General features: G+C 42.1%; 38 protein-coding genes and 1 pseudogene. All 39 read left to right on the plus strand.

What is annotated here, in order from left to right; all coding sequences use genetic code 11:
* Positions 1-183 precede the first annotated feature (183 nt).
* A complete protein-coding gene (gene rpsJ / locus MHI20_RS13835; RefSeq protein ID WP_003156464.1) occupies positions 184-492 on the plus strand; it encodes a 30S ribosomal protein S10 in 309 nt (102 codons plus the stop codon).
* Positions 493-529: 37 nt separating this feature from the next.
* Positions 530-1,159 carry a 50S ribosomal protein L3 gene (gene rplC, locus MHI20_RS13840; protein WP_007496311.1) on the plus strand — a complete coding sequence of 210 codons (630 nt, stop codon included), beginning with the start codon at positions 530-532 and terminating at the stop codon, positions 1,157-1,159.
* 26 nt (positions 1,160-1,185) lie between these two features.
* Positions 1,186-1,809 (plus strand): 50S ribosomal protein L4, encoded by a 624-nt coding sequence (gene rplD / locus MHI20_RS13845; RefSeq protein ID WP_024425598.1) that lies wholly within the window; start codon positions 1,186-1,188, stop codon positions 1,807-1,809.
* Entirely contained in the window at positions 1,809-2,096 is a 288-nt protein-coding gene (gene rplW, locus MHI20_RS13850) for a 50S ribosomal protein L23 (RefSeq protein WP_003217016.1), read from the plus strand. Before rplD ends, rplW begins: the two co-directional genes overlap by 1 nt.
* A 28-nt stretch (positions 2,097-2,124) precedes the next feature.
* On the plus strand, positions 2,125-2,958 hold the full coding sequence (rplB, locus tag MHI20_RS13855) for a 50S ribosomal protein L2 (protein ID WP_007496314.1): 834 nt from the start codon (positions 2,125-2,127) through the stop codon (positions 2,956-2,958).
* Between the two features lie 57 nt (positions 2,959-3,015).
* A complete protein-coding gene (gene rpsS / locus MHI20_RS13860; RefSeq protein WP_003216920.1) occupies positions 3,016-3,294 on the plus strand; it encodes a 30S ribosomal protein S19 in 279 nt (92 codons plus the stop codon).
* Between the two features lie 17 nt (positions 3,295-3,311).
* The gene (gene rplV / locus MHI20_RS13865) at positions 3,312-3,653 is read left to right on the plus strand and encodes a 50S ribosomal protein L22 (RefSeq protein WP_007496316.1); all 342 of its coding nucleotides are present in this window, start codon (positions 3,312-3,314) and stop codon (positions 3,651-3,653) included.
* Between the two features lie 3 nt (positions 3,654-3,656).
* A complete protein-coding gene (gene rpsC / locus MHI20_RS13870; RefSeq protein ID WP_003217241.1) occupies positions 3,657-4,313 on the plus strand; it encodes a 30S ribosomal protein S3 in 657 nt (218 codons plus the stop codon).
* A 1-nt stretch (position 4,314) separates the two neighbouring features.
* Entirely contained in the window at positions 4,315-4,749 is a 435-nt protein-coding gene (gene rplP, locus MHI20_RS13875) for a 50S ribosomal protein L16 (RefSeq protein WP_003225801.1), read from the plus strand.
* Complete coding sequence (gene rpmC / locus MHI20_RS13880; protein WP_003217155.1) at positions 4,739-4,939, plus strand: 50S ribosomal protein L29; 201 nt, start codon at positions 4,739-4,741, stop codon at positions 4,937-4,939. Before rplP ends, rpmC begins: the two co-directional genes overlap by 11 nt.
* Positions 4,940-4,964: 25 nt before the next feature.
* A complete protein-coding gene (rpsQ, locus tag MHI20_RS13885) occupies positions 4,965-5,228 on the plus strand; it encodes a 30S ribosomal protein S17 (protein WP_003216906.1) in 264 nt (87 codons plus the stop codon).
* Between the two features lie 39 nt (positions 5,229-5,267).
* Entirely contained in the window at positions 5,268-5,636 is a 369-nt protein-coding gene (gene rplN / locus MHI20_RS13890) for a 50S ribosomal protein L14 (RefSeq protein ID WP_003216882.1), read from the plus strand.
* Positions 5,637-5,671: 35 nt separating this feature from the next.
* A complete protein-coding gene (gene rplX / locus MHI20_RS13895; RefSeq protein ID WP_007496325.1) occupies positions 5,672-5,983 on the plus strand; it encodes a 50S ribosomal protein L24 in 312 nt (103 codons plus the stop codon).
* Positions 5,984-6,008: 25 nt separating this feature from the next.
* Positions 6,009-6,548, plus strand: a complete 540-nt coding sequence (rplE, locus tag MHI20_RS13900) for a 50S ribosomal protein L5 (RefSeq protein WP_003217159.1) — start codon at positions 6,009-6,011, stop codon at positions 6,546-6,548.
* Between the two features lie 22 nt (positions 6,549-6,570).
* Complete coding sequence (gene rpsN, locus MHI20_RS13905) at positions 6,571-6,756, plus strand: 30S ribosomal protein S14 (protein WP_008356542.1); 186 nt, start codon at positions 6,571-6,573, stop codon at positions 6,754-6,756.
* A gap of 31 nt (positions 6,757-6,787) precedes the next feature.
* A complete protein-coding gene (rpsH, locus tag MHI20_RS13910) occupies positions 6,788-7,186 on the plus strand; it encodes a 30S ribosomal protein S8 (RefSeq protein ID WP_007496327.1) in 399 nt (132 codons plus the stop codon).
* A 31-nt stretch (positions 7,187-7,217) separates the two neighbouring features.
* On the plus strand, positions 7,218-7,754 hold the full coding sequence (gene rplF, locus MHI20_RS13915) for a 50S ribosomal protein L6 (protein ID WP_008345395.1): 537 nt from the start codon (positions 7,218-7,220) through the stop codon (positions 7,752-7,754).
* A 32-nt stretch (positions 7,755-7,786) separates the two neighbouring features.
* Positions 7,787-8,149, plus strand: coding sequence for a 50S ribosomal protein L18 (gene rplR, locus MHI20_RS13920; RefSeq protein ID WP_003216951.1), 363 nt, complete (start codon positions 7,787-7,789; stop codon positions 8,147-8,149).
* 24 nt (positions 8,150-8,173) lie between these two features.
* Positions 8,174-8,674, plus strand: a complete 501-nt coding sequence (rpsE, locus tag MHI20_RS13925; protein ID WP_007496332.1) for a 30S ribosomal protein S5 — start codon at positions 8,174-8,176, stop codon at positions 8,672-8,674.
* A 13-nt stretch (positions 8,675-8,687) separates the two neighbouring features.
* Entirely contained in the window at positions 8,688-8,870 is a 183-nt protein-coding gene (gene rpmD, locus MHI20_RS13930; RefSeq protein WP_003217067.1) for a 50S ribosomal protein L30, read from the plus strand.
* 30 nt (positions 8,871-8,900) lie between these two features.
* Complete coding sequence (gene rplO / locus MHI20_RS13935; protein WP_003216888.1) at positions 8,901-9,341, plus strand: 50S ribosomal protein L15; 441 nt, start codon at positions 8,901-8,903, stop codon at positions 9,339-9,341.
* Position 9,342: 1 nt separating this feature from the next.
* Positions 9,343-10,635 carry a preprotein translocase subunit SecY gene (secY, locus tag MHI20_RS13940; protein ID WP_007496334.1) on the plus strand — a complete coding sequence of 431 codons (1,293 nt, stop codon included), beginning with the start codon at positions 9,343-9,345 and terminating at the stop codon, positions 10,633-10,635.
* A 55-nt stretch (positions 10,636-10,690) separates the two neighbouring features.
* Positions 10,691-11,344 carry an adenylate kinase gene (locus tag MHI20_RS13945; protein WP_007496336.1) on the plus strand — a complete coding sequence of 218 codons (654 nt, stop codon included), beginning with the start codon at positions 10,691-10,693 and terminating at the stop codon, positions 11,342-11,344.
* A complete protein-coding gene (map, locus tag MHI20_RS13950; RefSeq protein WP_017359166.1) occupies positions 11,341-12,087 on the plus strand; it encodes a type I methionyl aminopeptidase in 747 nt (248 codons plus the stop codon). The genes MHI20_RS13945 and map overlap by 4 nt, the downstream gene beginning before the upstream one ends.
* A 310-nt stretch (positions 12,088-12,397) precedes the next feature.
* Entirely contained in the window at positions 12,398-12,616 is a 219-nt protein-coding gene (gene infA, locus MHI20_RS13955) for a translation initiation factor IF-1 (RefSeq protein ID WP_003217190.1), read from the plus strand.
* A gap of 31 nt (positions 12,617-12,647) precedes the next feature.
* A complete protein-coding gene (rpmJ, locus tag MHI20_RS13960) occupies positions 12,648-12,761 on the plus strand; it encodes a 50S ribosomal protein L36 (RefSeq protein ID WP_003156543.1) in 114 nt (37 codons plus the stop codon).
* A gap of 21 nt (positions 12,762-12,782) precedes the next feature.
* Positions 12,783-13,148, plus strand: a complete 366-nt coding sequence (gene rpsM, locus MHI20_RS13965) for a 30S ribosomal protein S13 (RefSeq protein ID WP_003217023.1) — start codon at positions 12,783-12,785, stop codon at positions 13,146-13,148.
* Between the two features lie 20 nt (positions 13,149-13,168).
* Positions 13,169-13,564, plus strand: coding sequence for a 30S ribosomal protein S11 (gene rpsK / locus MHI20_RS13970; protein ID WP_003217231.1), 396 nt, complete (start codon positions 13,169-13,171; stop codon positions 13,562-13,564).
* A gap of 175 nt (positions 13,565-13,739) precedes the next feature.
* Positions 13,740-14,684 (plus strand): DNA-directed RNA polymerase subunit alpha, encoded by a 945-nt coding sequence (locus tag MHI20_RS13975; RefSeq protein WP_003217009.1) that lies wholly within the window; start codon positions 13,740-13,742, stop codon positions 14,682-14,684.
* Positions 14,685-14,759: 75 nt separating this feature from the next.
* The gene (gene rplQ / locus MHI20_RS13980; RefSeq protein ID WP_003216944.1) at positions 14,760-15,122 is read left to right on the plus strand and encodes a 50S ribosomal protein L17; all 363 of its coding nucleotides are present in this window, start codon (positions 14,760-14,762) and stop codon (positions 15,120-15,122) included.
* Positions 15,123-15,246: 124 nt separating this feature from the next.
* A complete protein-coding gene (locus tag MHI20_RS13985) occupies positions 15,247-16,089 on the plus strand; it encodes an energy-coupling factor ABC transporter ATP-binding protein (protein WP_008345218.1) in 843 nt (280 codons plus the stop codon).
* Positions 16,065-16,934, plus strand: a complete 870-nt coding sequence (locus tag MHI20_RS13990; RefSeq protein ID WP_024718300.1) for an energy-coupling factor ABC transporter ATP-binding protein — start codon at positions 16,065-16,067, stop codon at positions 16,932-16,934. The genes MHI20_RS13985 and MHI20_RS13990 overlap by 25 nt, the downstream gene beginning before the upstream one ends.
* Positions 16,931-17,728 carry an energy-coupling factor transporter transmembrane component T family protein gene (locus tag MHI20_RS13995; RefSeq protein WP_008345215.1) on the plus strand — a complete coding sequence of 266 codons (798 nt, stop codon included), beginning with the start codon at positions 16,931-16,933 and terminating at the stop codon, positions 17,726-17,728. The genes MHI20_RS13990 and MHI20_RS13995 overlap by 4 nt, the downstream gene beginning before the upstream one ends.
* Before the next feature lie 11 nt (positions 17,729-17,739).
* Positions 17,740-18,483 carry a tRNA pseudouridine(38-40) synthase TruA gene (truA, locus tag MHI20_RS14000; protein WP_110487780.1) on the plus strand — a complete coding sequence of 248 codons (744 nt, stop codon included), beginning with the start codon at positions 17,740-17,742 and terminating at the stop codon, positions 18,481-18,483.
* A 164-nt stretch (positions 18,484-18,647) separates the two neighbouring features.
* Positions 18,648-19,085 carry a 50S ribosomal protein L13 gene (rplM, locus tag MHI20_RS14005; protein WP_003217042.1) on the plus strand — a complete coding sequence of 146 codons (438 nt, stop codon included), beginning with the start codon at positions 18,648-18,650 and terminating at the stop codon, positions 19,083-19,085.
* Between the two features lie 20 nt (positions 19,086-19,105).
* Positions 19,106-19,498 carry a 30S ribosomal protein S9 gene (gene rpsI, locus MHI20_RS14010; protein ID WP_007496354.1) on the plus strand — a complete coding sequence of 131 codons (393 nt, stop codon included), beginning with the start codon at positions 19,106-19,108 and terminating at the stop codon, positions 19,496-19,498.
* A gap of 176 nt (positions 19,499-19,674) precedes the next feature.
* On the plus strand, positions 19,675-20,190 hold the full coding sequence (locus tag MHI20_RS14015) for a GNAT family N-acetyltransferase (RefSeq protein WP_268418552.1): 516 nt from the start codon (positions 19,675-19,677) through the stop codon (positions 20,188-20,190).
* A 97-nt stretch (positions 20,191-20,287) separates the two neighbouring features.
* Positions 20,288-21,034 (plus strand): amidohydrolase family protein, encoded by a 747-nt coding sequence (locus MHI20_RS14020; protein ID WP_340938992.1) that lies wholly within the window; start codon positions 20,288-20,290, stop codon positions 21,032-21,034.
* A 470-nt stretch (positions 21,035-21,504) separates the two neighbouring features.
* Positions 21,505-22,642, plus strand: a pseudogene (locus MHI20_RS14025) (IS3 family transposase).
* Positions 22,643-22,719: the final 77 nt, after the last annotated feature.

Consider the following 22,719-nt stretch of genomic DNA (forward strand, 5'->3'; position numbering starts at 1 on the left):
CATAAATTTATCCGATTTATTATTGCAACACGCAGGCCAATTTGGTACAATAGTGCATGTTGGTCTTTGACTGCGATGAAGTGAGAGGTTGCTGACACACCCGGCCGCTTTGCCATGGCAAGGTGATCAGGTTTTTCTCACGGAGAACTGTCTAACGTAAGTAGGCGAAAAGGAGGGAAAATAATGGCAAAACAAAAAATTCGTATTCGTTTAAAAGCATATGATCATAGAATTCTTGATCAATCTGCTGAGAAGATTGTTGAAACGGCTAAGCGTTCTGGTGCTAGTGTATCTGGTCCAATCCCGCTTCCAACTGAAAAATCAGTTTACACAATCCTTCGTGCGGTGCATAAGTACAAAGATTCTCGTGAGCAATTCGAGATGCGTACTCACAAACGTCTAATCGACATCGTGAATCCAACTCCGCAAACAGTTGATGCACTTATGCGTTTAGATTTACCATCCGGTGTAGATATCGAAATCAAACTTTAATTCAAATAGAAAACACATATTATAGGAGGTGTGACGAATGACCAAAGGAATCTTAGGTAGAAAAATTGGTATGACGCAAGTATTCGCAGAAAACGGTGATCTTATCCCTGTAACTGTTGTTGAGGCTGCTGCTAACGTTGTTCTTCAGAAGAAGACTACTGACACGGATGGCTATGAAGCAATCCAAATCGGTTTTGACGACAAACGTGAGAAGCTTTCTAACAAACCAGAGAAAGGCCACGTTGCTAAAGCGGAAACTGCTCCTAAGCGCTTCGTAAAAGAATTACGCGGTGTGGAGTTAGATGCGTATGAAGTTGGTCAGGAAGTCAAAGTTGATATTTTCGCAAATGGAGATATCGTAGATGTAACAGGAACATCAAAAGGTAAAGGATTCCAAGGGGCTATCAAACGCCACGGACAATCACGCGGACCAATGACTCACGGTTCACGTTACCACCGTCGTCCTGGTTCAATGGGACCTGTTGATCCAAACCGAGTATTCAAAGGTAAACTTCTTCCAGGACGTATGGGCGGAGAGCAAATCACTGTCCAAAATCTTGAGATCGTTAAAGTTGATGCAGAACGCAATCTTCTTTTGATCAAAGGAAACGTACCAGGAGCTAAAAAATCTCTAGTAACTGTAAAGAGTGCAGTTAAAACTAAATAACTCTCTTAGGAAAGGAGGAAACAGTCATGCCAAAAGTAGCATTATATAACCAAAACGGTTCTACTAACGGTGAAATCGAATTAAACGCTTCTGTGTTTGGAATTGAGCCAAACGAAAGCGTAGTATTCGATGCTATTCTTATGCAAAGAGCTTCCTTACGTCAAGGAACTCACAAAGTAAAAACTCGTTCTGAAGTACGTGGCGGGGGTCGTAAACCTTGGAGACAGAAGGGTACAGGTCGTGCTCGTCAAGGTTCTATCCGTTCACCACAATGGCGCGGAGGCGGTATCGTATTCGGTCCAACACCACGCAGCTATTCTTATAAATTACCTAAAAAAGTTCGCCGCTTGGCTATCAAGTCAGTATTGTCTTCTAAAGTAATCGACAACAACATCATCGTTCTTGAAGATCTTACTCTTGATGCAGTGAAAACGAAAGAATTCGCAGGGATCCTTAAAGGGTTATCTGTTGAGAAGAAAGCGTTGATCGTCACTGCGGATGCAAACGAAACAGTTGCTTTATCTGCTCGTAACATCCCTGGAGTAACAGTTGTTGAAGCTAACGGTATCAACGTTCTTGACGTTGTCAACCACGACAAACTTCTGATCACTAAAGCAGCGGTTGAAAAAGTAGAGGAGGGACTTGCATAATGAAAGATCCTCGTGATGTTCTAAAGCGCCCTATCATTACTGAACGTTCTGCTGATCTAATGACAGAGAAGAAGTACACGTTCGAAGTTGATGTCAGAGCTAACAAGACAGAAGTGAAAGACGCTGTTGAAGAAATCTTTGGAGTGAAAGTTGAGAAAGTCAACGTTCAAAACTACAAAGGTAAATCAAAACGCGTTGGACGCTACACTGGTATGACTAGCCGTCGCAGAAAAGCGATCGTGAAATTAACTGCTGACAGCAAAGAAATCGAAATTTTTGAAGCGTAAATCTTAAAAAGAAGGAGGGAAATTCAAAATGGCGATTAAAAAGTATAAACCAACCAGTAATGGTCGTCGTGGCATGACTACTTCAGATTTTGCTGAAATCACGACTGACAAACCAGAAAAATCGTTGCTTGCACCGCTTCACAGAAAAGGCGGACGTAACAACCAAGGTAGATTGACTGTTCGTCATCAAGGTGGCGGTCACAAACGTCAATACCGTATCATCGACTTTAAGCGTGATAAAGACGGTATACCTGGACGCGTTGCTACAATCGAGTATGACCCAAACCGTTCAGCGAACATCGCTCTTGTAAACTATGCAGATGGTGAGAAACGTTACATTCTTGCTCCGAAAGGAATCCAAGTTGGTACTGAAGTTACTTCTGGACCAGAAGCTGACATCAAACCAGGTAATGCTCTTCCACTTATCAACATCCCAGTTGGTACAGTTGTGCATAACATTGAATTAAAACCAGGTAAAGGTGGACAATTAGTTCGTTCTGCTGGTACTTCTGCTCAAGTTCTAGGTAAAGAAGGTAAATACGTTCTTGTACGTTTGAACTCTGGTGAAGTACGCATGATCCTTTCTGCTTGCCGTGCGACTATCGGTCAAGTTGGAAACGAACAACACGAACTAATCAACATCGGTAAAGCTGGACGTTCTCGCTGGAAAGGCGTACGCCCAACAGTTCGTGGTTCTGTAATGAACCCTAACGATCACCCACACGGCGGTGGTGAAGGACGCGCTCCAATCGGACGTAAATCACCAATGTCTCCATGGGGTAAACCGACTCTTGGATTCAAGACTCGTAAGAAAACCAACAAGTCTGATAAATTCATTGTACGTCGTCGTAAAAACAAGTAACGGGGTTGTCTACGGTTCATTTAGGACCGTAGTTCAATCACGAAGGGAGGTTCCACAATGGCTCGCAGCTTAAAAAAAGGACCATTTGTTGATGATCATTTGATGGCTAAAGTCGAGAAATTGAATGAAACTGACAAAAAGCAAGTCGTAAAAACTTGGTCTCGTCGTTCTACAATTTTCCCACAATTCATCGGTCACACAATCGCTGTCTATGACGGACGCAAACATGTACCTGTTTTCATTTCTGAAGATATGGTAGGTCACAAATTGGGCGAATTCGCACCAAGCCGTACTTACAAAGGTCATGCTAGTGACGATAAAAAAACAAGACGCTAATGAGAGGAGGCTTTTAAATGCAAGCTAAAGCTGTCGCAAGAACAGTCCGTATTGCTCCTCGTAAAGCACGTCTAGTAATGGACCTGATCCGAGGTAAGCAAGTAGGAGAAGCAGTTTCTATCTTAAACCTTACGCCTAAGGCTGCTTCACCAATTATTGAAAAAGTATTAAAATCTGCTATCGCAAATGCTGAGCACAACTACGAGTTGGATGCTAACAGCCTAGTGATTACTCAAGCATTCGTTGACGAAGGTCCAACACTTAAGAGATTCCGTCCACGTGCTATGGGTCGTGCGAGCGCAATTAACAAACGTACTAGCCACATTACAATCGTTGTATCAGAAAAGAAGGAGGGATAATCCGTGGGTCAAAAGGTAAATCCAGTAGGTCTTCGTATTGGCGTCATTCGTGATTGGGAATCTAAATGGTTCGCAGGAAAAGATTACGCTGACTTCTTACATGAAGACTTGAAAATCCGTGAATTCATCAGCAAGCGTTTGTCTGACGCGTCTGTTTCTAAAGTAGAAATCGAACGTGCTGCAAACCGCGTAAATATCACAATCCACACGGCTAAACCAGGTATGGTAATTGGTAAAGGCGGATCTGAAGTTGAAGCACTTCGTAAAGCTCTTAACAGCCTAACTGGCAAACGTGTACACATCAACATTCTTGAAATCAAGAGAGCAGATCTTGATGCTCAGCTAGTTGCTGAAAACATCGCTCGTCAACTTGAAAATCGCATTTCATTCCGTCGTGCACAAAAACAAACAATCCAACGCACAATGCGTGCTGGAGCACAAGGAATCAAAACAATGGTTTCTGGTCGTCTTGGCGGTGCAGATATTGCTCGTTCTGAATATTACAGTGAAGGTACTGTTCCATTGCACACACTTCGTGCTGACATCGACTATGCTACTGCTGAAGCTGATACTACTTATGGTAAGCTTGGCGTAAAAGTATGGATCTATCGTGGAGAAGTCCTTCCAACTAAGAAGAATACTGCGGAAGGAGGAAAATAATATGTTATTGCCAAAACGCGTGAAGTATCGCAGAGAACATCGTGGAAAAATGCGTGGTCGTGCAAAAGGCGGCACTGAAGTACATTTCGGTGAGTTCGGTATCCAAGCTCTTGAAGCTTCTTGGATCACTAACCGTCAAATCGAAGCTGCTCGTATTGCTATGACTCGTTACATGAAACGTGGCGGTAAAGTTTGGATCAAAATTTTCCCTTCTAAGCCATACACAGCAAAACCTCTAGAGGTCCGCATGGGTTCCGGTAAAGGTGCTCCAGAAGGCTGGGTAGCTGTAGTAAAACCGGGCAAAGTTTTATTTGAAATTTCTGGTGTGTCTGAAGAAGTTGCTCGTGAAGCTCTTCGTCTTGCATCTCACAAATTGCCAATTAAAACGAAGTTCGTAAAACGTGAAGAAATTGGTGGTGAATCAAATGAAAGCTAATGAAATTCGTGACCTTACCACTGCTGAAATTGAACAAAAAGTAAAGTCTCTTAAAGAAGAACTTTTCAATCTTCGTTTCCAATTAGCGACTGGGCAGCTTGAAAACACTGCTCGCATTCGTGAAGTGCGTAAATCAATCGCACGCATGAAAACTGTGATTCGTCAAAGAGAAATCGCTGCTAATAAATAATAATTAGAGGGGAGGCCCCGCAAACATGAGCGAACGTAACCAACGTAAAGTGTATCAAGGTCGTGTTGTTTCTGACAAAATGGATAAAACCATCACTGTTGTAGTTGAAACATACAAAAAGCATTCACTTTATGGCAAACGTGTAAGATACTCTAAAAAGTTCAAAGCACATGATGAAAACAACCAAGCAAAAATCGGAGACATCGTAAAGGTCATGGAAACTCGTCCATTATCTGCGACTAAACGCTTTCGTCTAGTTGAAGTTGTCGAAGAAGCTGTTATTATCTAATAAAGTTCGGATTTCTTTTTCCGAAGGGAGGTAACATTAATGATTCAACAGGAGACTCGTTTAAAAGTAGCTGACAACTCTGGCGCACGCGAAGTACTAACGATTAAAGTTCTTGGTGGCTCTGGACGTAAAACGGCTAACATCGGTGATGTCATTGTTTGTACGGTTAAACAAGCAACACCAGGAGGCGTTGTCAAAAAAGGTGAAGTTGTGAAAGCAGTTATCGTTCGTACTAAGAGCGGAGCTCGCAGAAACGATGGATCTTACATCAGTTTTGATGAAAATGCATGTGTCATCATCCGTGACGACAAGAGCCCACGTGGAACTCGTATCTTCGGACCAGTAGCACGTGAACTTCGTGAAAACAACTATATGAAAATTGTTTCTTTAGCACCAGAAGTACTTTAATGAATACAATCCGCGACTCAAGGAGGTGCGATTAAATGCATGTTAAAAAGGGCGATAAAGTAGTGGTTATCTCTGGTAAAGATAAAGGTAAACAAGGTGTCATCCTTGCTGCTTTCCCTAAAAAGGACCGTGTTTTAGTAGAAGGTATTAACCTTGTGAAAAAACACTCTAAACCAACCCAAGCTAACCCTCAAGGCGGAATTTCTGAACAAGAAGCGCCGATCCACGTATCAAACGTAATGCCGCTTGATCCTAAAACGGGTGAAGTGACACGTATTGGATATAAAGTTGAGGACGGAAAGAAAGTCCGTGTAGCGAAAAAATCTGGGCAAGTTCTAGATAAATAGTAAATAAGGAAGGGAGGTCTTTCTCATGAACCGCCTTAAAGAAAAGTATGTAAAAGAAATTACACCTGCATTAGTTTCTAAGTTTGAATACAAATCAGTAATGCAAGTGCCAAAAATCGAAAAAATCGTGATCAACATGGGTGTTGGTGACGCCGTTCAAAACGCTAAAGCAATCGATACTGCTGTTGAAGAATTAACGTTTATCGCTGGTCAAAAACCTGTCGTTACTCGTGCGAAGAAGTCTATTGCTGGATTCCGTCTACGTGAAGGAATGCCAATCGGTGCGAAAGTAACACTTCGCGGAGAGCGCATGTACGATTTCCTTGATAAACTTATTTCTGTATCTTTACCACGTGTACGTGACTTCCGCGGGATTTCTAAGAAATCTTTCGACGGTCGTGGAAACTACACGCTTGGTATTAAAGAACAGTTAATCTTCCCAGAAATTGATTACGATAAAGTAACAAAAGTCCGCGGTATGGATATCGTTATCGTTACGACTGCCAACACGGATGAAGAAGCACGTGAGTTATTAACTCAAGTAGGTATGCCGTTCCAGAAATAATCAATGAAAGGGAGGCGAAATCGTGGCTAAAAAGTCTATGATTGCGAAACAACAACGCAAACAAAAGTTTAAAGTTCAAGAGTATACGCGCTGCGAACGTTGTGGACGTCCACATTCAGTAATTCGCAAGTTTAAACTTTGCCGTATTTGTTTCCGCGAACTTGCATATAAAGGACAAATTCCTGGCGTTAAAAAAGCCAGCTGGTAATCCCCATAAATGGGAAGGAGGTTATTAAATAATGGTTATGACAGATCCGATTGCAGATTTGCTGACTCGTATTCGCAATGCGAACATGGTACGTCATGAGAAGCTAGAAGTACCGGCTTCAAAAATCAAAAGAGAAATTGCTGAAATTTTAAAGCGTGAAGGTTTTATCCGTGACGTTGAGTACGTCGAAGACAGCAAACAAGGAATTATCCGTTTGTTCCTTAAATACGGCCAAAACAACGAACGTGTTATCACTGGTCTTAAAAGAATCAGTAAACCTGGTTTACGCGTATATGCGAAATCAAATGAAGTACCACGTGTACTTAACGGACTTGGAATCGCAATTATTTCTACATCACAAGGTGTTTTATCGGACAAAGAAGCCCGTGCTAAACAAGCTGGTGGAGAAGTACTTGCTTACGTATGGTAAAAAAAGTTTAAGATGAATGGAGGTGCTTGGTATGTCTCGTATAGGTAAAAAGCTAATCGAGATCCCTTCAGGAGTAACTGTGACAAACAACGATAACACAGTGACAGTAAAGGGACCAAAAGGTGAACTAACTCGTGCATTTCACCCTGATATGGAAATTAAAATTGAGGACAACGTCTTAACTGTAAGCCGTCCGTCTGAAAATAAAGAACACCGTGCATTACATGGTACAACACGTAGCTTAATTGCAAACATGGTTGAAGGTGTATCTAAAGGTTTCGAAAGAGGTTTAGAACTAATCGGTGTCGGTTACCGTGCAGCTAAATCTGGAAACAAACTTGTTCTTAACGTTGGATACTCTCACCCAGTTGAAATCGTTCCTGAGGCTGGAGTAGAAGTAGAAGTTCCATCTCAAACGAAAGTAATCGTTAAAGGTATCGATAAAGAGCGTGTAGGAGCTCTAGCTTCTAACATCCGCGCTGTCCGTGCTCCAGAGCCTTACAAAGGTAAAGGAATTCGTTACGAAGGTGAATTCGTTCGCCGTAAAGAAGGAAAAACTGGTAAGTAAGATCGCTTAATGTGAAGAAAGGAGTGACTCGGATGATTACGAAAACTAGCAAAAACGCTACTCGTCTTAAAAGACACGCTCGTGTTCGTGCGAAACTTTCAGGTACTGCTGAAAGACCTCGCCTTAACGTTTTCCGTTCTAACAAGAACATCTACGCTCAAGTAATTGATGATGTTAACGGTGTAACACTTGTAAGTGCTTCTACTCTTGATAAAGAGTTAAAGATCGAGAATAGTTCTGACGCTGCAGCTGCTACTAAAGTTGGCGAACTTGTTGCAAAACGTGCTGTTGAAAAAGGCATCTCTAACGTGGTATTTGACCGCGGAGGATACTTATATCATGGACGTGTAAAAGCTCTAGCTGAAGCTGCTCGTGAGGCTGGACTTAAATTTTAATAAAAGAAGGAGGGACACATCCGAATGAGTCGTATTGACCCAAGCAAATTAGAGTTAGAAGAACGCTTAGTTACGGTTAACCGGGTAGCGAAAGTTGTTAAAGGTGGACGTCGTTTCCGTTTTGCAGCTTTAGTTGTTGTCGGTGACAAAAACGGTCATGTAGGATTCGGTACTGGTAAAGCACAAGAAGTACCAGAAGCGATCCGCAAAGCTGTTGAAGACGCGAAAAAGAATTTAATTGAAGTACCAATGGTTGGAACTACAATTCCACATGAAATCATCGGTCGATTCGGTGCAGGAAACGTTCTATTGAAGCCTGCTTCAGAAGGTACAGGAGTTATCGCTGGAGGCCCAGTGCGTGCGGTACTTGAGCTTGCTGGTCTAGCTGATATCCTTTCTAAATCTCTAGGTTCTAATACACCGATCAACATGATCCGCGCAACACTTCAAGGTTTAAGTGAACTTAAACGTGCTGAAGATGTAGCGAAGCTTCGTGGAAAATCTGTAGAAGACCTGTTAGGATAAGGAGGGAACAATAATGGCAAATAAATTAGAAATTACCCTCAAACGCAGTGTAATCGGTCGCCCGGAAGATCAGCGTGTCACTGTTCGTACTCTTGGTCTAAAGAAAACAAACCAAACAGTCGTACATGAAGACAATGCAGCGATCCGCGGCATGATTAACAAGGTGTCTCATTTAGTTTCTGTTAAAGAACAATAAAACATTTTTAATCGATAAGGAGGTGCCCAAATGAAACTTCATGAATTGAAGCCTTCAGAAGGTTCACGTAAAGTACGCAACCGTGTTGGTCGTGGTATTGGATCAGGTAACGGTAAAACTTCTGGTAAAGGTCATAAAGGTCAAAACGCTCGTTCTGGCGGCGGTGTACGCCCTGGATTCGAAGGTGGTCAAATGCCTTTATTCCAACGCCTTCCAAAACGTGGTTTTACAAACATCAACCGTAAAGATTACGCGGTAATCAACTTAGACAGATTAAACAGTTTTGACGAAGGAACGGAAGTCACTCCTGAACTTCTTCTAGAGACTGGTGCAATAAGCAAGTTAAAAGCAGGAGTAAAAATTCTTGGCAACGGTAAATTAGAAAAAAAATTAACTGTAAAAGCCAATAAATTCTCTGCTTCTGCTAAAGAAGCGATTGAAGCTGCTGGCGGTACAGCCGAGGTGATCTAACTTGTTTAAGACAATCTCCAATTTTATGCGCGTGAAAGATATACGGAATAAGATTATATTTACACTTTTAATGTTAGTCGTCTTTCGTATAGGTGCTTTCATCCCTGTGCCTAATGTGAACGCCGAAGTTCTCCAGGCACAGGATCAAATGAGTGTTTTCGGAATCCTCAACACGTTTGGGGGCGGGGCACTTTTCCAATTCTCCATTCTTGCAATGGGGATTATGCCGTATATCACTGCTTCGATCATCATCCAGCTCTTGCAGATGGATGTTGTACCGAAGTTTACTGAGTGGTCAAAGCAAGGAGAGGTTGGCCGCCGAAAATTAGCACAATTCACAAGGTATTTTACAATTGTTCTAGGATTTATCCAGGCGTTAGGAATGTCATATGGATTTAACAATATGGCAGGAGGCATGCTGATTGAAAACCCAGGTGTTTCAACGTATCTCTTAATTGCGGTCGTGCTCACTGCGGGAACAGCATTTTTAATGTGGCTGGGAGAGCAGATTACTGCTCACGGTGTTGGTAACGGTATTTCGATTATTATCTTTGCCGGTATCATCGCAGGAATCCCTCAAACATTAAAGCAAGTGTACGCTCAGCAATTTGTAGGTGGAGATGGACAGCTGTTCATGCAAATCCTGAAAATTGCCCTTATTGTGATTGCTATTCTTGTCATTGTTATCGGTGTTATTTACATTCAAATGGCAGTGAGAAAGATTGCAATTCAATATTCAAAAGGAACTGGCCGTGCACAAATGTCTGCTAGTCAAGCAACGCACCTTCCATTGAAAGTGAATCCAGCAGGGGTGATTCCAGTCATCTTTGCCGTTTCGTTCATTATTACTCCGCAGACGATCGCATCGTTCTTCGGAACAAATAATGTGACAACCTGGATAACTAACAACTTTGACTATACTAAGCCAATCGGTATGACGATTTATGTAGCACTGATTGTTGCTTTCACATATTTTTATGCCTTTGTCCAAGTAAACCCTGAACAAATGGCTGAAAATCTGCAAAAGCAGGGTGGCTATATCCCGGGAGTTCGTCCAGGGAAAATGACTCAAGATAGAATTACGAGCATTTTGTACCGACTCACGTTTGTGGGCGCCATTTTCTTAGCCGTGATTTCAATACTTCCTATCTTTTTCATTCAATTCGCTGGATTACCTTCCGCTGCACAAATTGGCGGCACAAGTCTTCTCATTGTTGTAGGTGTTGCACTTGAAACAATGAAACAGCTTGAAAGCCAATTAGTGAAACGAAACTACCGTGGATTTATGAAATAAAACAGAGGGCTGGGCTCCTGCCCAACCTCTCTAAGTAAGGAAGGGGAAATCCGAAATGAACTTAGTCTTAATGGGGCTTCCGGGTGCTGGTAAAGGCACTCAGGCAGAACGAATTGTTGATGATTATGGGATCCCTCATATCTCAACAGGAGATATGTTCCGTGCTGCTATGAAAGAGGAGACACAACTTGGACTCGAAGCAAAATCCTTTATCGATAAAGGAGAGCTTGTTCCTGATGAGGTCACAATCGGTATTGTTAGAGAAAGACTTGGCAAGAATGATTGTGAACAAGGTTTTCTTCTGGACGGATTTCCGCGAACAGTCGCTCAGGCTGAAGCTTTAGAAGACATTCTAAAGGACCTTGGCAGAACGATTGATTATGTCATTAATATTAAAGTCGATAAAGATGCTTTGATGGAGCGTCTGACTGGCCGAAGAATTTGCAAAGATTGCGGAGCAACATATCATTTAGTATTCAATCCACCTGCGAAAGAAAATGTTTGTGACAAGTGTGGAGGCGAGCTTTATCAACGTGCAGATGATAATGCAGAAACCGTTTCGACAAGACTTGAAGTGAACTTAAAGCAGACTGAACCTTTACTGAACTTCTATTCAGAAAAAGGATATCTTGCAAACATTGATGGTGCGAAGCACATTAACGATGTTTACGCTGATATCAAGGACCTGCTTGGGGGATTAAATAAATGATTATCTGTAAAACTCCTCGCGAGCTTGAGATTATGAGAGAAGCTGGACGCATTGTCGCACTGACTCATGAAGAGCTGAAGAAACACATAAAACCAGGTATTTCGACAAAAGAATTGGATCAAATTGCCGAACGTTTTATTACAAAGCAGGGTGCAATCCCATCTTTTAAAGGGTATAATGGTTTTCGCGGGAGCATTTGCGTTTCGGTGAATGAAGAACTCGTTCACGGTATTCCTGGTAAACGGGTTTTACGTGATGGAGACATCATTAGTATCGATATCGGCGCAAAGTTAAATGGCTATCATGGTGACTCTGCTTGGACTTATCCAGTTGGGGTAATCAGTGATGAGGACCGCAAACTACTGGAAGTCACAGAGGAATCTCTATATAAGGGCTTACAGGAAGCAAAGCCAGGTGAACGTCTGTCAAACATTTCCCATGCCATACAAACGTATGTTGAAGATGAGAATTTCTCAGTTGTTAGAGAATATGTTGGACATGGGGTCGGACAGGATCTTCATGAGGACCCTCAAATTCCTCATTATGGTCCGCCGAACAAAGGCCCACGGCTCAAACCTGGAATGGTGTTGGCCATCGAACCGATGGTGAACGCAGGCAGCCGATATGTGAAAACACTGGCTGATAACTGGACGGTTGTAACGGTTGATGGGAAAAAGTGTGCTCACTTTGAGCATACGATTGCGATTACAGATACAGGTTTTGATATACTGACTAAGATTTAGGTCTTCACTGAAGCCTTTCAGGCCCAAATCGGGCAGGTTGTCTGTATAGTCCAAGGAAAGAACAAGATCAGTATACAGTTGTCATCGGCGTGTTCGATGGCTGCCATGTACTAATCGCAGACGGAGAAAAGCGTAAATTCATTCTCCTAAGAAAAAATATCAATCATTTAACCTTTTATGATTGCGTATCTCCGGAAGTTCAGAACAGTATATTCAAAACAGGTCGGGTGATAGATGGACAATTGAGAACATCTCATTTGAACATTTATCAGAGAGCAAGTTACTGATTTGAAGAAGGGAGAACACTTGAATGGCGAAAGACGATGTAATTGAAGTGGAAGGTACTGTAGCAGAAACTTTGCCAAATGCAATGTTCAAAGTTGAACTAGAGAATGGTCATACAGTTTTGGCTCATGTATCAGGAAAAATCCGTATGCACTTCATTCGCATTTTACCTGGAGACAAAGTTACGGTAGAATTATCTCCATATGACTTAACTCGTGGTAGAATTACGTACCGTTACAAATAAAGCAACTCCGGAAGAAGGAGGTTGGAAACACATGAAAGTGAGACCATCTGTTAAACCTATCTGTGAAAAATGTAAAGTGATTCGCAGAAAAGGAAAAGTAATGGTGATCTGTGAAAACCCAAAACATAAACAAAAACAAGGCTAATAACAAGGAGGTGCCCAAATCATGGCTCGTATTGCTGGTGTAGATATTCCACGTGATAAGCGTGTTGTCATTTCTTTAACATATGTTTTTGGAATTGGTCGTACGACGGCTCAACAAGTCCTTAAAGAAGCAGGTGTTTCTGAAGACACTCGCGTTCGCGATCTAACTGAAGACGAACTAGGTAAAATCCGTGATATCATTGACAAACTTAAAGTAGAAGGTGACCTTCGTCGTGAAGTTTCACTTAACATTAAGCGTCTAATTGAAATCGGAAGCTACCGCGGAATCCGTCATCGTAGAGGACTTCCTGTTCGTGGACAAAACACAAAAAACAACGCGCGTACTCGTAAAGGTCCGCGTCGTACTGTAGCTAACAAGAAAAAATAAGTAAAGGAGGTAGTTAAAGAATGGCTGCTGCTCGTAAACAAAATACGCGTAAACGTCGCGTGAAAAAGAATATTGAAGCTGGAATCGCTCATATCCGTTCCACTTTCAACAACACGATTGTAACGATTACTGATGTTCATGGAAACGCAATTTCTTGGTCAAGTGCTGGTGCATTAGGATTCAGAGGTTCTCGTAAATCTACTCCTTTCGCTGCACAAATGGCTGCTGAAACTGCTGCTAAAGGTTCTATCGAACATGGTCTTAAAACACTTGAAGTAACTGTTAAAGGTCCTGGTTCTGGTCGTGAAGCTGCAATTCGTGCGCTTCAAGCTGCAGGTCTTGAAGTTACTGCAATCAGAGACGTAACTCCAGTTCCTCATAACGGATGCCGTCCACCAAAACGTCGCCGCGTGTAATTTGTTTGTATAGATTTTGTGTCCCTGTCAATAATGGGTTATGATACAGTTATTTATGAGACGAATACACGACTCGTTGCCTGAGCACATACGGGACTAAACAATGAGGAATTTCGGATGGAATCTCATATGATTCTATTCGAGGTTTCGACGTTTTGAAGGAGGGTTTTATTAGATGATCGAAATTGAAAAACCAAAAATCGAAACGGTTGAAATCAGCGACGATGCCAAGTATGGCAAGTTTGTCGTAGAGCCACTTGAGCGTGGATATGGTACCACTTTAGGGAACTCCCTTCGTCGTATCCTTTTATCCTCACTTCCTGGTGCAGCTGTAACATCGATCCAGATAGATGGTGTCTTACACGAATTCTCAACGATCGAAGGCGTGGTTGAAGATGTTACAACGATTATCTTAAACATTAAAAAGCTTGCACTCAAAATCTACTCTGAAGAAGAGAAGACGCTTGAAATTGATGTACAAGATGAAGGAACTGTAACAGCTGCTGATATTACACACGACAGCGATATTGAAATCTTAAATCCAGATCTCCACATCGCAACTCTTGGCAAAAATGCGAGCTTCCGTGTTCGTTTGACTGCACAAAGAGGTCGCGGGTATAATCCTGCTGATGCAAACAAAAGAGACGATCAGCCTATCGGCGTGATTCCGATCGACTCAATCTATACACCTGTATCTCGTGTAACTTATCAAGTGGAGAACACCCGTGTTGGGCAAATCACAAACTATGATAAATTAACACTAGATGTATGGACTGATGGAAGCACAGGACCGAAAGAAGCGATCGCTCTAGGTTCTAAGATTTTAACTGAACACCTAAATATTTTCGTTGGGTTAACTGACGAAGCTCAGCATGCAGAAATCATGGTTGAAAAAGAAGAAGACCAAAAAGAAAAAGTGCTTGAAATGACAATTGAAGAGCTTGATCTTTCTGTTCGTTCTTACAACTGTTTGAAGCGTGCGGGTATTAACACTGTTCAAGAGCTTGCTAACAAGACAGAAGAGGATATGATGAAAGTTCGTAACCTTGGACGTAAATCTCTTGAAGAAGTGAAAGCGAAACTAGAAGAACTTGGACTGGGTCTTCGTAAAGACGATTGACTAGTTTCATTGTGAACTAGGATTTTCGTGTGTTTTTTATTCATACAGCATCTCTAATTAAGGAGGGGACATCACATGGCATACAGAAAGCTAGGACGCACTAGTGCACAACGTAAAGCAATGCTTCGTGACCTAACGACTGATTTGATCATCAACGAACGCATCGAAACAACTGAAACACGTGCGAAAGAACTTCGCTCTGTAGTTGAAAAAATGATCACTCTTGGCAAACGCGGAGATCTTCATGCTCGCCGTCAAGCTGCAGCTTACATTCGTAACGAAGTAGCTAACGCTGAAACAAACCAAGATGCACTTCAAAAATTATTCGCTGACGTTGCAACTCGCTACGAAGATCGCCAAGGTGGATACACTCGTATCATGAAGCTTGGACCTCGTCGCGGCGATGGCGCACCAATGGCTGTCATTGAATTAGTTTAATCACATATCGTGTATCTAAGAAAGGGCGGGACAGTTCATAACTGGATCTATGCCCTTTTTTAGATACTACGGCTTTTTAGCAATAGGCAAAGTAGAGGTTGAGCTGAGAGGAGGTCCGGTAGAGATGGAGAAGACATTAATTGACGTAAAAGACATTGTATTTCGTTATCACAAAGATGCGGACAAGCCCGCTTTAGACCAAGTGTCATTGCATGTGAATCAAAATGAATGGCTTGCCATTGTTGGCCACAACGGTTCAGGTAAATCCACACTTGCCCGTGTACTGAATGGGCTCATTTTACCGGATGCAGGAACGGTCAAGGTTGGTGAGATTGAGCTGAAAGAAGAAAGTGTTTGGGATATTCGCAAAAAGGTCGGCATGGTCTTTCAAAACCCAGACAACCAATTCGTTGGCTCAACAGTTCGTGATGATGTGGCTTTTGGTTTAGAAAATAACGGGGTTGAGCGGGAATTGATGATAGAGCGTGTAGATTGGGCTGTCAAACAGGTCAATATGCAGGAGTTTCTTGATCAAGAGCCGCACCATCTATCAGGCGGGCAAAAGCAGAGAGTAGCAATCGCAGGTGTACTTGCCGCAAGCCCTGACATCATGATCTTGGATGAAGCAACATCAATGCTTGATCCGATTGGCCGTGAAGAAGTGTTAGAAACCGTCAGACTGCTGAAGGAACAAGGAACGGTCACGGTCATTTCCATCACACATGATTTAGACGAGGCTGCGAAGGCAGACCGCGTTATTGTGATGAATGGTGGGAAGAAATTTGCCGAGGGAACACCAGAGGAAGTATTTGAACTAGATGAACAGCTGGTTCAGATTGGACTTGATCTGCCATTTTCCTACCGGTTGAGTAAGCAATTGAAGCAGCAAGGTGTGCCGCTTGCAAATGCCCATTTGACACAAGAAGGATTGGTGAAAGAGCTATGGACATTACGATCAAAGAATTAGAGCATCGTTATCAAATGAAAACGCCGTTTGAGCGTCTCGCTTTGTATGATGTCAATGCTTCCATCAAAGAAGGCAGCTATGTGGCTGTCATCGGTCATACGGGTTCTGGCAAGTCGACGTTGCTGCAGCACTTAAATGGACTGCTCAAGCCAACAAAAGGGAGCATTGCGCTTGGAGATACGGTCTTACAAGCCAATAAAAAACAAAAGGATATGAAACCCCTTCGAAAAAAGGTCGGCATCGTGTTTCAGTTTCCTGAACATCAGCTCTTTGAGGAGACCATTCTGAAGGATATCTGCTTTGGTCCGATGAATTTCGGTGTTCCAAAAGAAAAGGCAGAAGCCAAGGCTAAAGAAATGCTGAAGCTTGTAGGCCTTCCTGAATCCTTGTTATCTCGATCACCCTTTGAATTAAGCGGTGGTCAAATGAGACGTGTGGCGATTGCAGGTGTTCTAGCGATGGAGCCAGAAGTGCTTGTGCTTGATGAGCCGACTGCGGGATTAGATCCACGCGGACGTAAAGAAATCATGGACATGTTCTATGAGCTTCATCAAAAAGCCAACCTGACGACGATCCTTGTGACACACAGTATGGAAGATGCCGCTCATTATGCGGATCAAATGATTGTGATGCACAAAGGAACAGTAAAGGCGACAGGTACGCCGAGGGAGCTATTTGCCAATCGTACCGACATGTCTTCTTTCGGACTGGACCTCCCGGAAACGATCAAATTCCAGCAGGCTGTCGAAGAAAAGCTGGGGATGACGTTTCCAAGACCGCTTCTGACCATGGATGAAATGGCAGAAGCCTTAACAGCTTTATATCAGGAGGACACGACATCATGATGGATAGTATGATTATCGGCAAATATGTGCCAGGTACATCCTTTGTCCATCGTCTTGATCCAAGGACAAAGCTGTTATCAATTTTCTTTTTTGTCTTTATTGTCTTTTTTGCGAATAACTACATCACTTATGGGCTTTTAGGGGTCTTTACGATCCTTGTGGTGATGGTGTCTCAGGTGCCGCTGTACTTTATTCTCAAAGGAATGAAACCCATCCTTTGGATTGTTCTGTTTACCTTTATTCTGCATATCTTCATGACAAAGGATGGCGCTTTGCTCTTTCACTTTGGTTTTCTGAATATTTATGAAGAAGGTCTAAAACAGGGGATTTTCATTTCACTCCGTTTTGTCTATCTCATCATGATGACAACACTTCTGACGTTGACCACAACGCCTATTGAAGTGACAGACGGTATGGAGAAGCTGTTGCATCCTTTCCGTAAAATCAAGCTACCTGTTCATGAGCTTGCTCTTATGATGTCTATCTCTCTTCGATTTATTCCGACTTTACTCGAAGAAACAGACAAAATCATGAAAGCCCAAATGGCAAGAGGTGTTGATTTTACAAGCGGACCCGTGAAAGATCGTTTAAAAGCGATTGTTCCGTTGCTTGTCCCGCTTTTCGTCAGTGCGTTTAAGCGTGCGGAGGAATTGGCGACCGCTATGGAAGCGAGAGGCTACCGCGGGGGAGAAGGGCGCACGAAATACCGTCAGCTTGTCTGGGGCATGAAAGACACGTTCACGCTGCTTCTATTCATCCTGTTAACAGCACTCCTTGTGCTGCTTAGAAATTAGGTGATGCCTAGATGAAAGTAAAATGTACCGTATCATACGATGGGACACATTTTAAAGGGTATCAAGTGCAACCAGGACAGCGTACTGTACAAACGGAGATTGAATCTGCTCTTGCTAGAATGCATAAACAAGATGAACTGATTCCGATTGTGGCTTCTGGCCGGACAGACAGTGGCGTTCACGCAAAGGGGCAGGTCATCCATTTTGACACCCCGCTTGCCATCCCGATGGAAAGATGGCCTTTTGCCCTCAATAGTCTCCTGCCTGATGACATCAGGGTTCTAAAGGCTGAGGAAGTGGATGAATCGTTTCATGCACGTTTTAGTGTCGTTTCGAAGGAGTACCGTTATAAGGTCTCAACGGAAACGCACCAAAATGTGTTCACGAGACAGTATGCCTGCCACTTTCCTTACCGGCTGGATGCAGACAAAATGAGAGAAGCTGCTGGGCACCTCATTGGCATACACGATTTCACAAGCTTTTGTGCGGCCAATACAGAGGTTCAAGACAAGGTGAGGGAGATTTATGCCCTTGAGTGGAAAAACGTCTCAGACGGGCTTGAAATGCGTGTGAGAGGGAATGGCTTTTTATACAACATGGTGCGAATTATCGCTGGAACGTTACTTGAAATTGGTTCTGGTAAATTTCACCCCGAGGAGATAAAAGCCATGCTTGCCGCCCGAAATCGCGAAGCGGCAGGCAAGACTGCGCCCAGTCACGGACTGTATTTATGGGAAGTTTTCTATGACAACTAAACCAGGTGTAACATGTTCTTGACACAGGAAGCAGAAAGTTATAAGATATCATATGGTATGTATTTCAACCCCACAAATAAGCCCCGGAAGACTTATCTGTGTTTTGAAATAGAACGTAGCATTTGATTCAGGAAAATTCATTGATTTATTTAGGAGGGAAACTCATGCGTACAACACCAATGGCGAACGCAAGCACAATTGAGCGCAAATGGCTAGTGGTTGATGCGGCAGGCAAGACTCTAGGTCGTCTTTCTACTGAAGTAGCATCACTTTTGCGCGGTAAGCACAAACCAACTTATACACCACACGTTGATACAGGTGATCACGTGATCATCATCAATGCTGAGAAAATCGAATTAACTGGTAAGAAATTGACGGACAAAATTTACTACCGTCATACGATGCACCCAGGTGGTTTGAAACAAAGAACTGCTCTTGAGATGCGTACAAACTACCCTGAAAAAATGTTGGAGCTTGCTATCAAAGGTATGCTTCCAAAGGGTCCACTAGGTCGTCAAATGTTCAAAAAATTAAATGTGTACCGTGGTTCTGAGCATCCACATCAAGCACAACAACCTGAAGTTTACGAACTTCGCGGTTAATTATAAGGGAGGTTAACAATTTGGCACAGGTTCAATATTACGGTACAGGTCGTCGTAAAAGTTCTGTAGCGCGCGTTCGCTTAGTTCCAGGTGAAGGCCGTATCGTCGTTAATAATCGTGAAATTACTGAATACATTCCATTTGCTGCTTTAATCGAAGACGTGAAACAGCCTTTGAACATCACAGAAACAGCTAACAGCTACGATGTTCTTGTAAATGTTCACGGTGGTGGATTCTCTGGTCAAGCTGGAGCAATTCGTCACGGTATCTCTCGTGCTCTTCTAGAAGTAGATCCTGAGTACCGTACACCACTTAAACGTGCTGGACTTCTTACTCGTGACTCTCGTATGAAAGAGCGTAAGAAATACGGTCTTAAAGGCGCACGTCGCGCACCTCAGTTCTCAAAACGTTAATCAATTTTATATTGTATGGACGTTTTACAAGGGTTTGTACAGACAAACCCTATATGAAAAGCATCAGCATCCTGCTGGTGCTTTTTTATTTGTGTTTTTTTCTGTCTGGAAACATATAAAATAGGGTCATAGTCAGGTTTCTGTTTAAAAAATGATGTTAAAGGGGGATGGCATTTATGAATCTAACAACAGAAAGATGTCTCATTCGACCGTTTATTGAGGATGATTGGCAGGATGTCTATGCATATACATCTGATCCGGTGGTGATGAGGTATATGCCAGAAGGTGTTTTTTCTAGAGAAGAGGCGCAGGAATTTGTCAAAAATAATCGTCTTGAGACAGGCAAGAATTTTGCTGTTCTATTAAAAGAAGATCATACATGCATTGGGCATATCGTGTTTCATCCTTACTTTGGTGAGCACACATATGAAATTGGCTGGGTCTTCAATTCTGCATATCAAAACAAAGGCTATGCATCTGAAGCGGCTTATGCTGTCCTACATCATGGTTTTCACACAATGAATTCACATCGAATCATTGCCACTTGTCAGCCTGAAAATGTGCCGTCATGGAGAGTGATGGAGAAAATGGGGATGAGGAGAGAGGGCTATTTTAAAAAATGTATACCACAAGGAAATGAGTGGTGGGATGAGTTTTATTATGCCATCTTACGAGAGGAATGGAAAACTTGATAAGTTTTCATGATATGAAGTAATTCGTCATTCCAAATATCCCTTGGCTTGCTCTATTGATATAATCAGGTCAAATAAGCAGAAGAGGGGCGCGGGCATGAGGATCTTTGATGCACATTTTCATATCATTGATTTTGATTTTCCCATTCAAGAAAACCAAGGATATACACCGCCGAGTTATGTGGTGAATGATTATAGGAGAGAGACGGCTGATTTAGGGATTGTAGGTGGAGCGATTGTATCAGGGTCATTTCAGGGCTTTGATCAAGGTTATTTGTTGAAAGCACTAGATGAAATGGGACCGGCTTTTTGCGGTGTGACTCAATTACCTTTTACCGCAGCCGATGATGAGATTGTTCAATTGAATCAACAAGGGGTAAAGGCTTTACGTTTTAATGTGAAGCGGGGCGGTTCGGAGGATATTTCAAAGCTCGACTATTTTGCGAGAAGGGTGTATGAGCTGGCTGGGTGGCATAGTGAGATTTACATAGACGCTAAGCATCTCCCTGACATCTCATCAACGCTTGAACAGCTGCCGGCCGTTTCCATTGATCATCTAGGCTTATCTGAAGAAGGCTTGCCGCATTTGCTCAAGCTGGTTGATAAAGGGGTTCGTGTGAAAGCGACTGGCTTTGGGCGTGTTGATTTAAAGGTTGAACATGCATTGACGTCTATTTATCAAACGAATCCTGATGCACTGATGTTTGGTACAGATCTTCCATCTACAAGGGCGAAACGTCCATTTGAATACGTTGATATTGAATTGATTCAACAGATGTTTGATGAGGAAGCGGCTGATAAAATTTTATATAAGAACGCTATCAATTGGTATTTTGATGAATGAATAAGGCTTCCGTTCCATTATAGGAGGTGTGTTGATTGTATTGACATTTAGAGAAGCCATACTAAATTTAGAAAAGAGCACTATCAATTAATGTTTGTAATGAAACAACATATAGCAAAGGTCGTAATATCTTTACTGATATTGTTTTCATCAAAACATTGATTATATATTTATAAGAGATAAGTATGAAATGGTTTGAAGAAAATTTGGGTGTAACACATACTAGACTACTGCGATGATTAGAAAAGGAATTTTAAAAATAAGATTCTTAACGAATTGATGCGAATCAAGGATAATTAGTTAATTGTATTTGATTTTATATTTTAATAATCTTATTATGAACTATTAAAATTAAAAACACTTTAAGAGAAAGAGGGGACTGACCCCCTAAGATGAGACAAATAAAAAACACCTTCAAGTTTGAAAACGGATCGTTGTGATCCGAAATAAAACATGGAGGTGTTTTTTCTATGGGGACAAGAGTGAGTTATCCGGTTGAAGTTAAACAGAAGGCTGTGGAAATGAGATTGGCAGGCGTACCTATGAAAGAGATCATGCAGGAATTGAATATCAAGAATAAGACGCAGGTTCAGACATGGGTGAGATGGCATAAAACTGGGGATACACACAGATTCGAACAACCTGTTGGAAAACAATATACCTATGGAAAGGGTCCCGAGTACTCTTCTGAATTAGAGAGACTACAGGCAGAAAAGCGCTATTTGAGTCAACAGAATGAGGTTTTAAAAAAGTACAACGAATTGGAAAGGAAGTTGATAAGGAAACGTCAATCAAACTGGTAGAAGAATTGTGCAAAACGATGACAGTACAGGACATCTGTGTCCATTTAGGCCGTATTATAGATGGAAAAAGGATTTGACTCAGACTCATTCTAAAAGACAACTAGAGAAACAGGTCGGCACGTTGTGCCGAAAGCACAAATATCGATATGGTTATCGGAAAATCACAGCCATACTAAAAATGAGAATGCGTATTAACCATAAAACTGTTCAACGTATCATGCAGAAAAACCAGTGGCAATGCCGGGTTAAAATGAAAAAGCGTAAGAAGAGTGGGCAGCCTTATGCCGTAGCCGGTAATATACTGGATCGGAATTTTCAGTCTGATCGCCCTCTTGAAAAACTAGTCACGGACATCACGTATTTGCCTTATGGACAGAAACAATTGTACCTTTCCAGTATATTGGATTTATATAATGGAGAAGTGATTGCTTTTACAATTGGTGATAAGCAGGACACAGACTTTATCTTAAACACACTTAATCAGCTCCCAGCACTTCCTGAGAATTGCGTGTTACATAGCGATCAAGGTTCTGTGTATACATCTTACGAGTATCAGAAAGCTGTTCATATAAAAGGCATTACCATGAGCATGTCCCGTAAAGGGACGCCCGCTGATAATGCCTCCATCGAATCGTTTCATTCCTCACTAAAGTCTGAAACGTTCTATCTTAACAGGATTGATCGCACTACGACCACCATCGTAGAACGCACTGTCAAAGAATACATTTATTATTATAACAACATTCGTATTCAAACGAAACTAAACAACCAATCACCGATAAACTATCGGCAATTGGCTGTATAAAGGTGTTTTGATTCCTGTCTCAAAAACGGGGGTCAGTCCCGAGTTCTTCGCTTAAAGTGCTTTTTTGTTTCAGGTAA

The organism is Bacillus sp. FSL K6-1106 (assembly GCF_038005245.1).
Taxonomy (GTDB): Bacteria; Bacillota; Bacilli; order Bacillales; family Bacillaceae; genus Bacillus; species Bacillus altitudinis.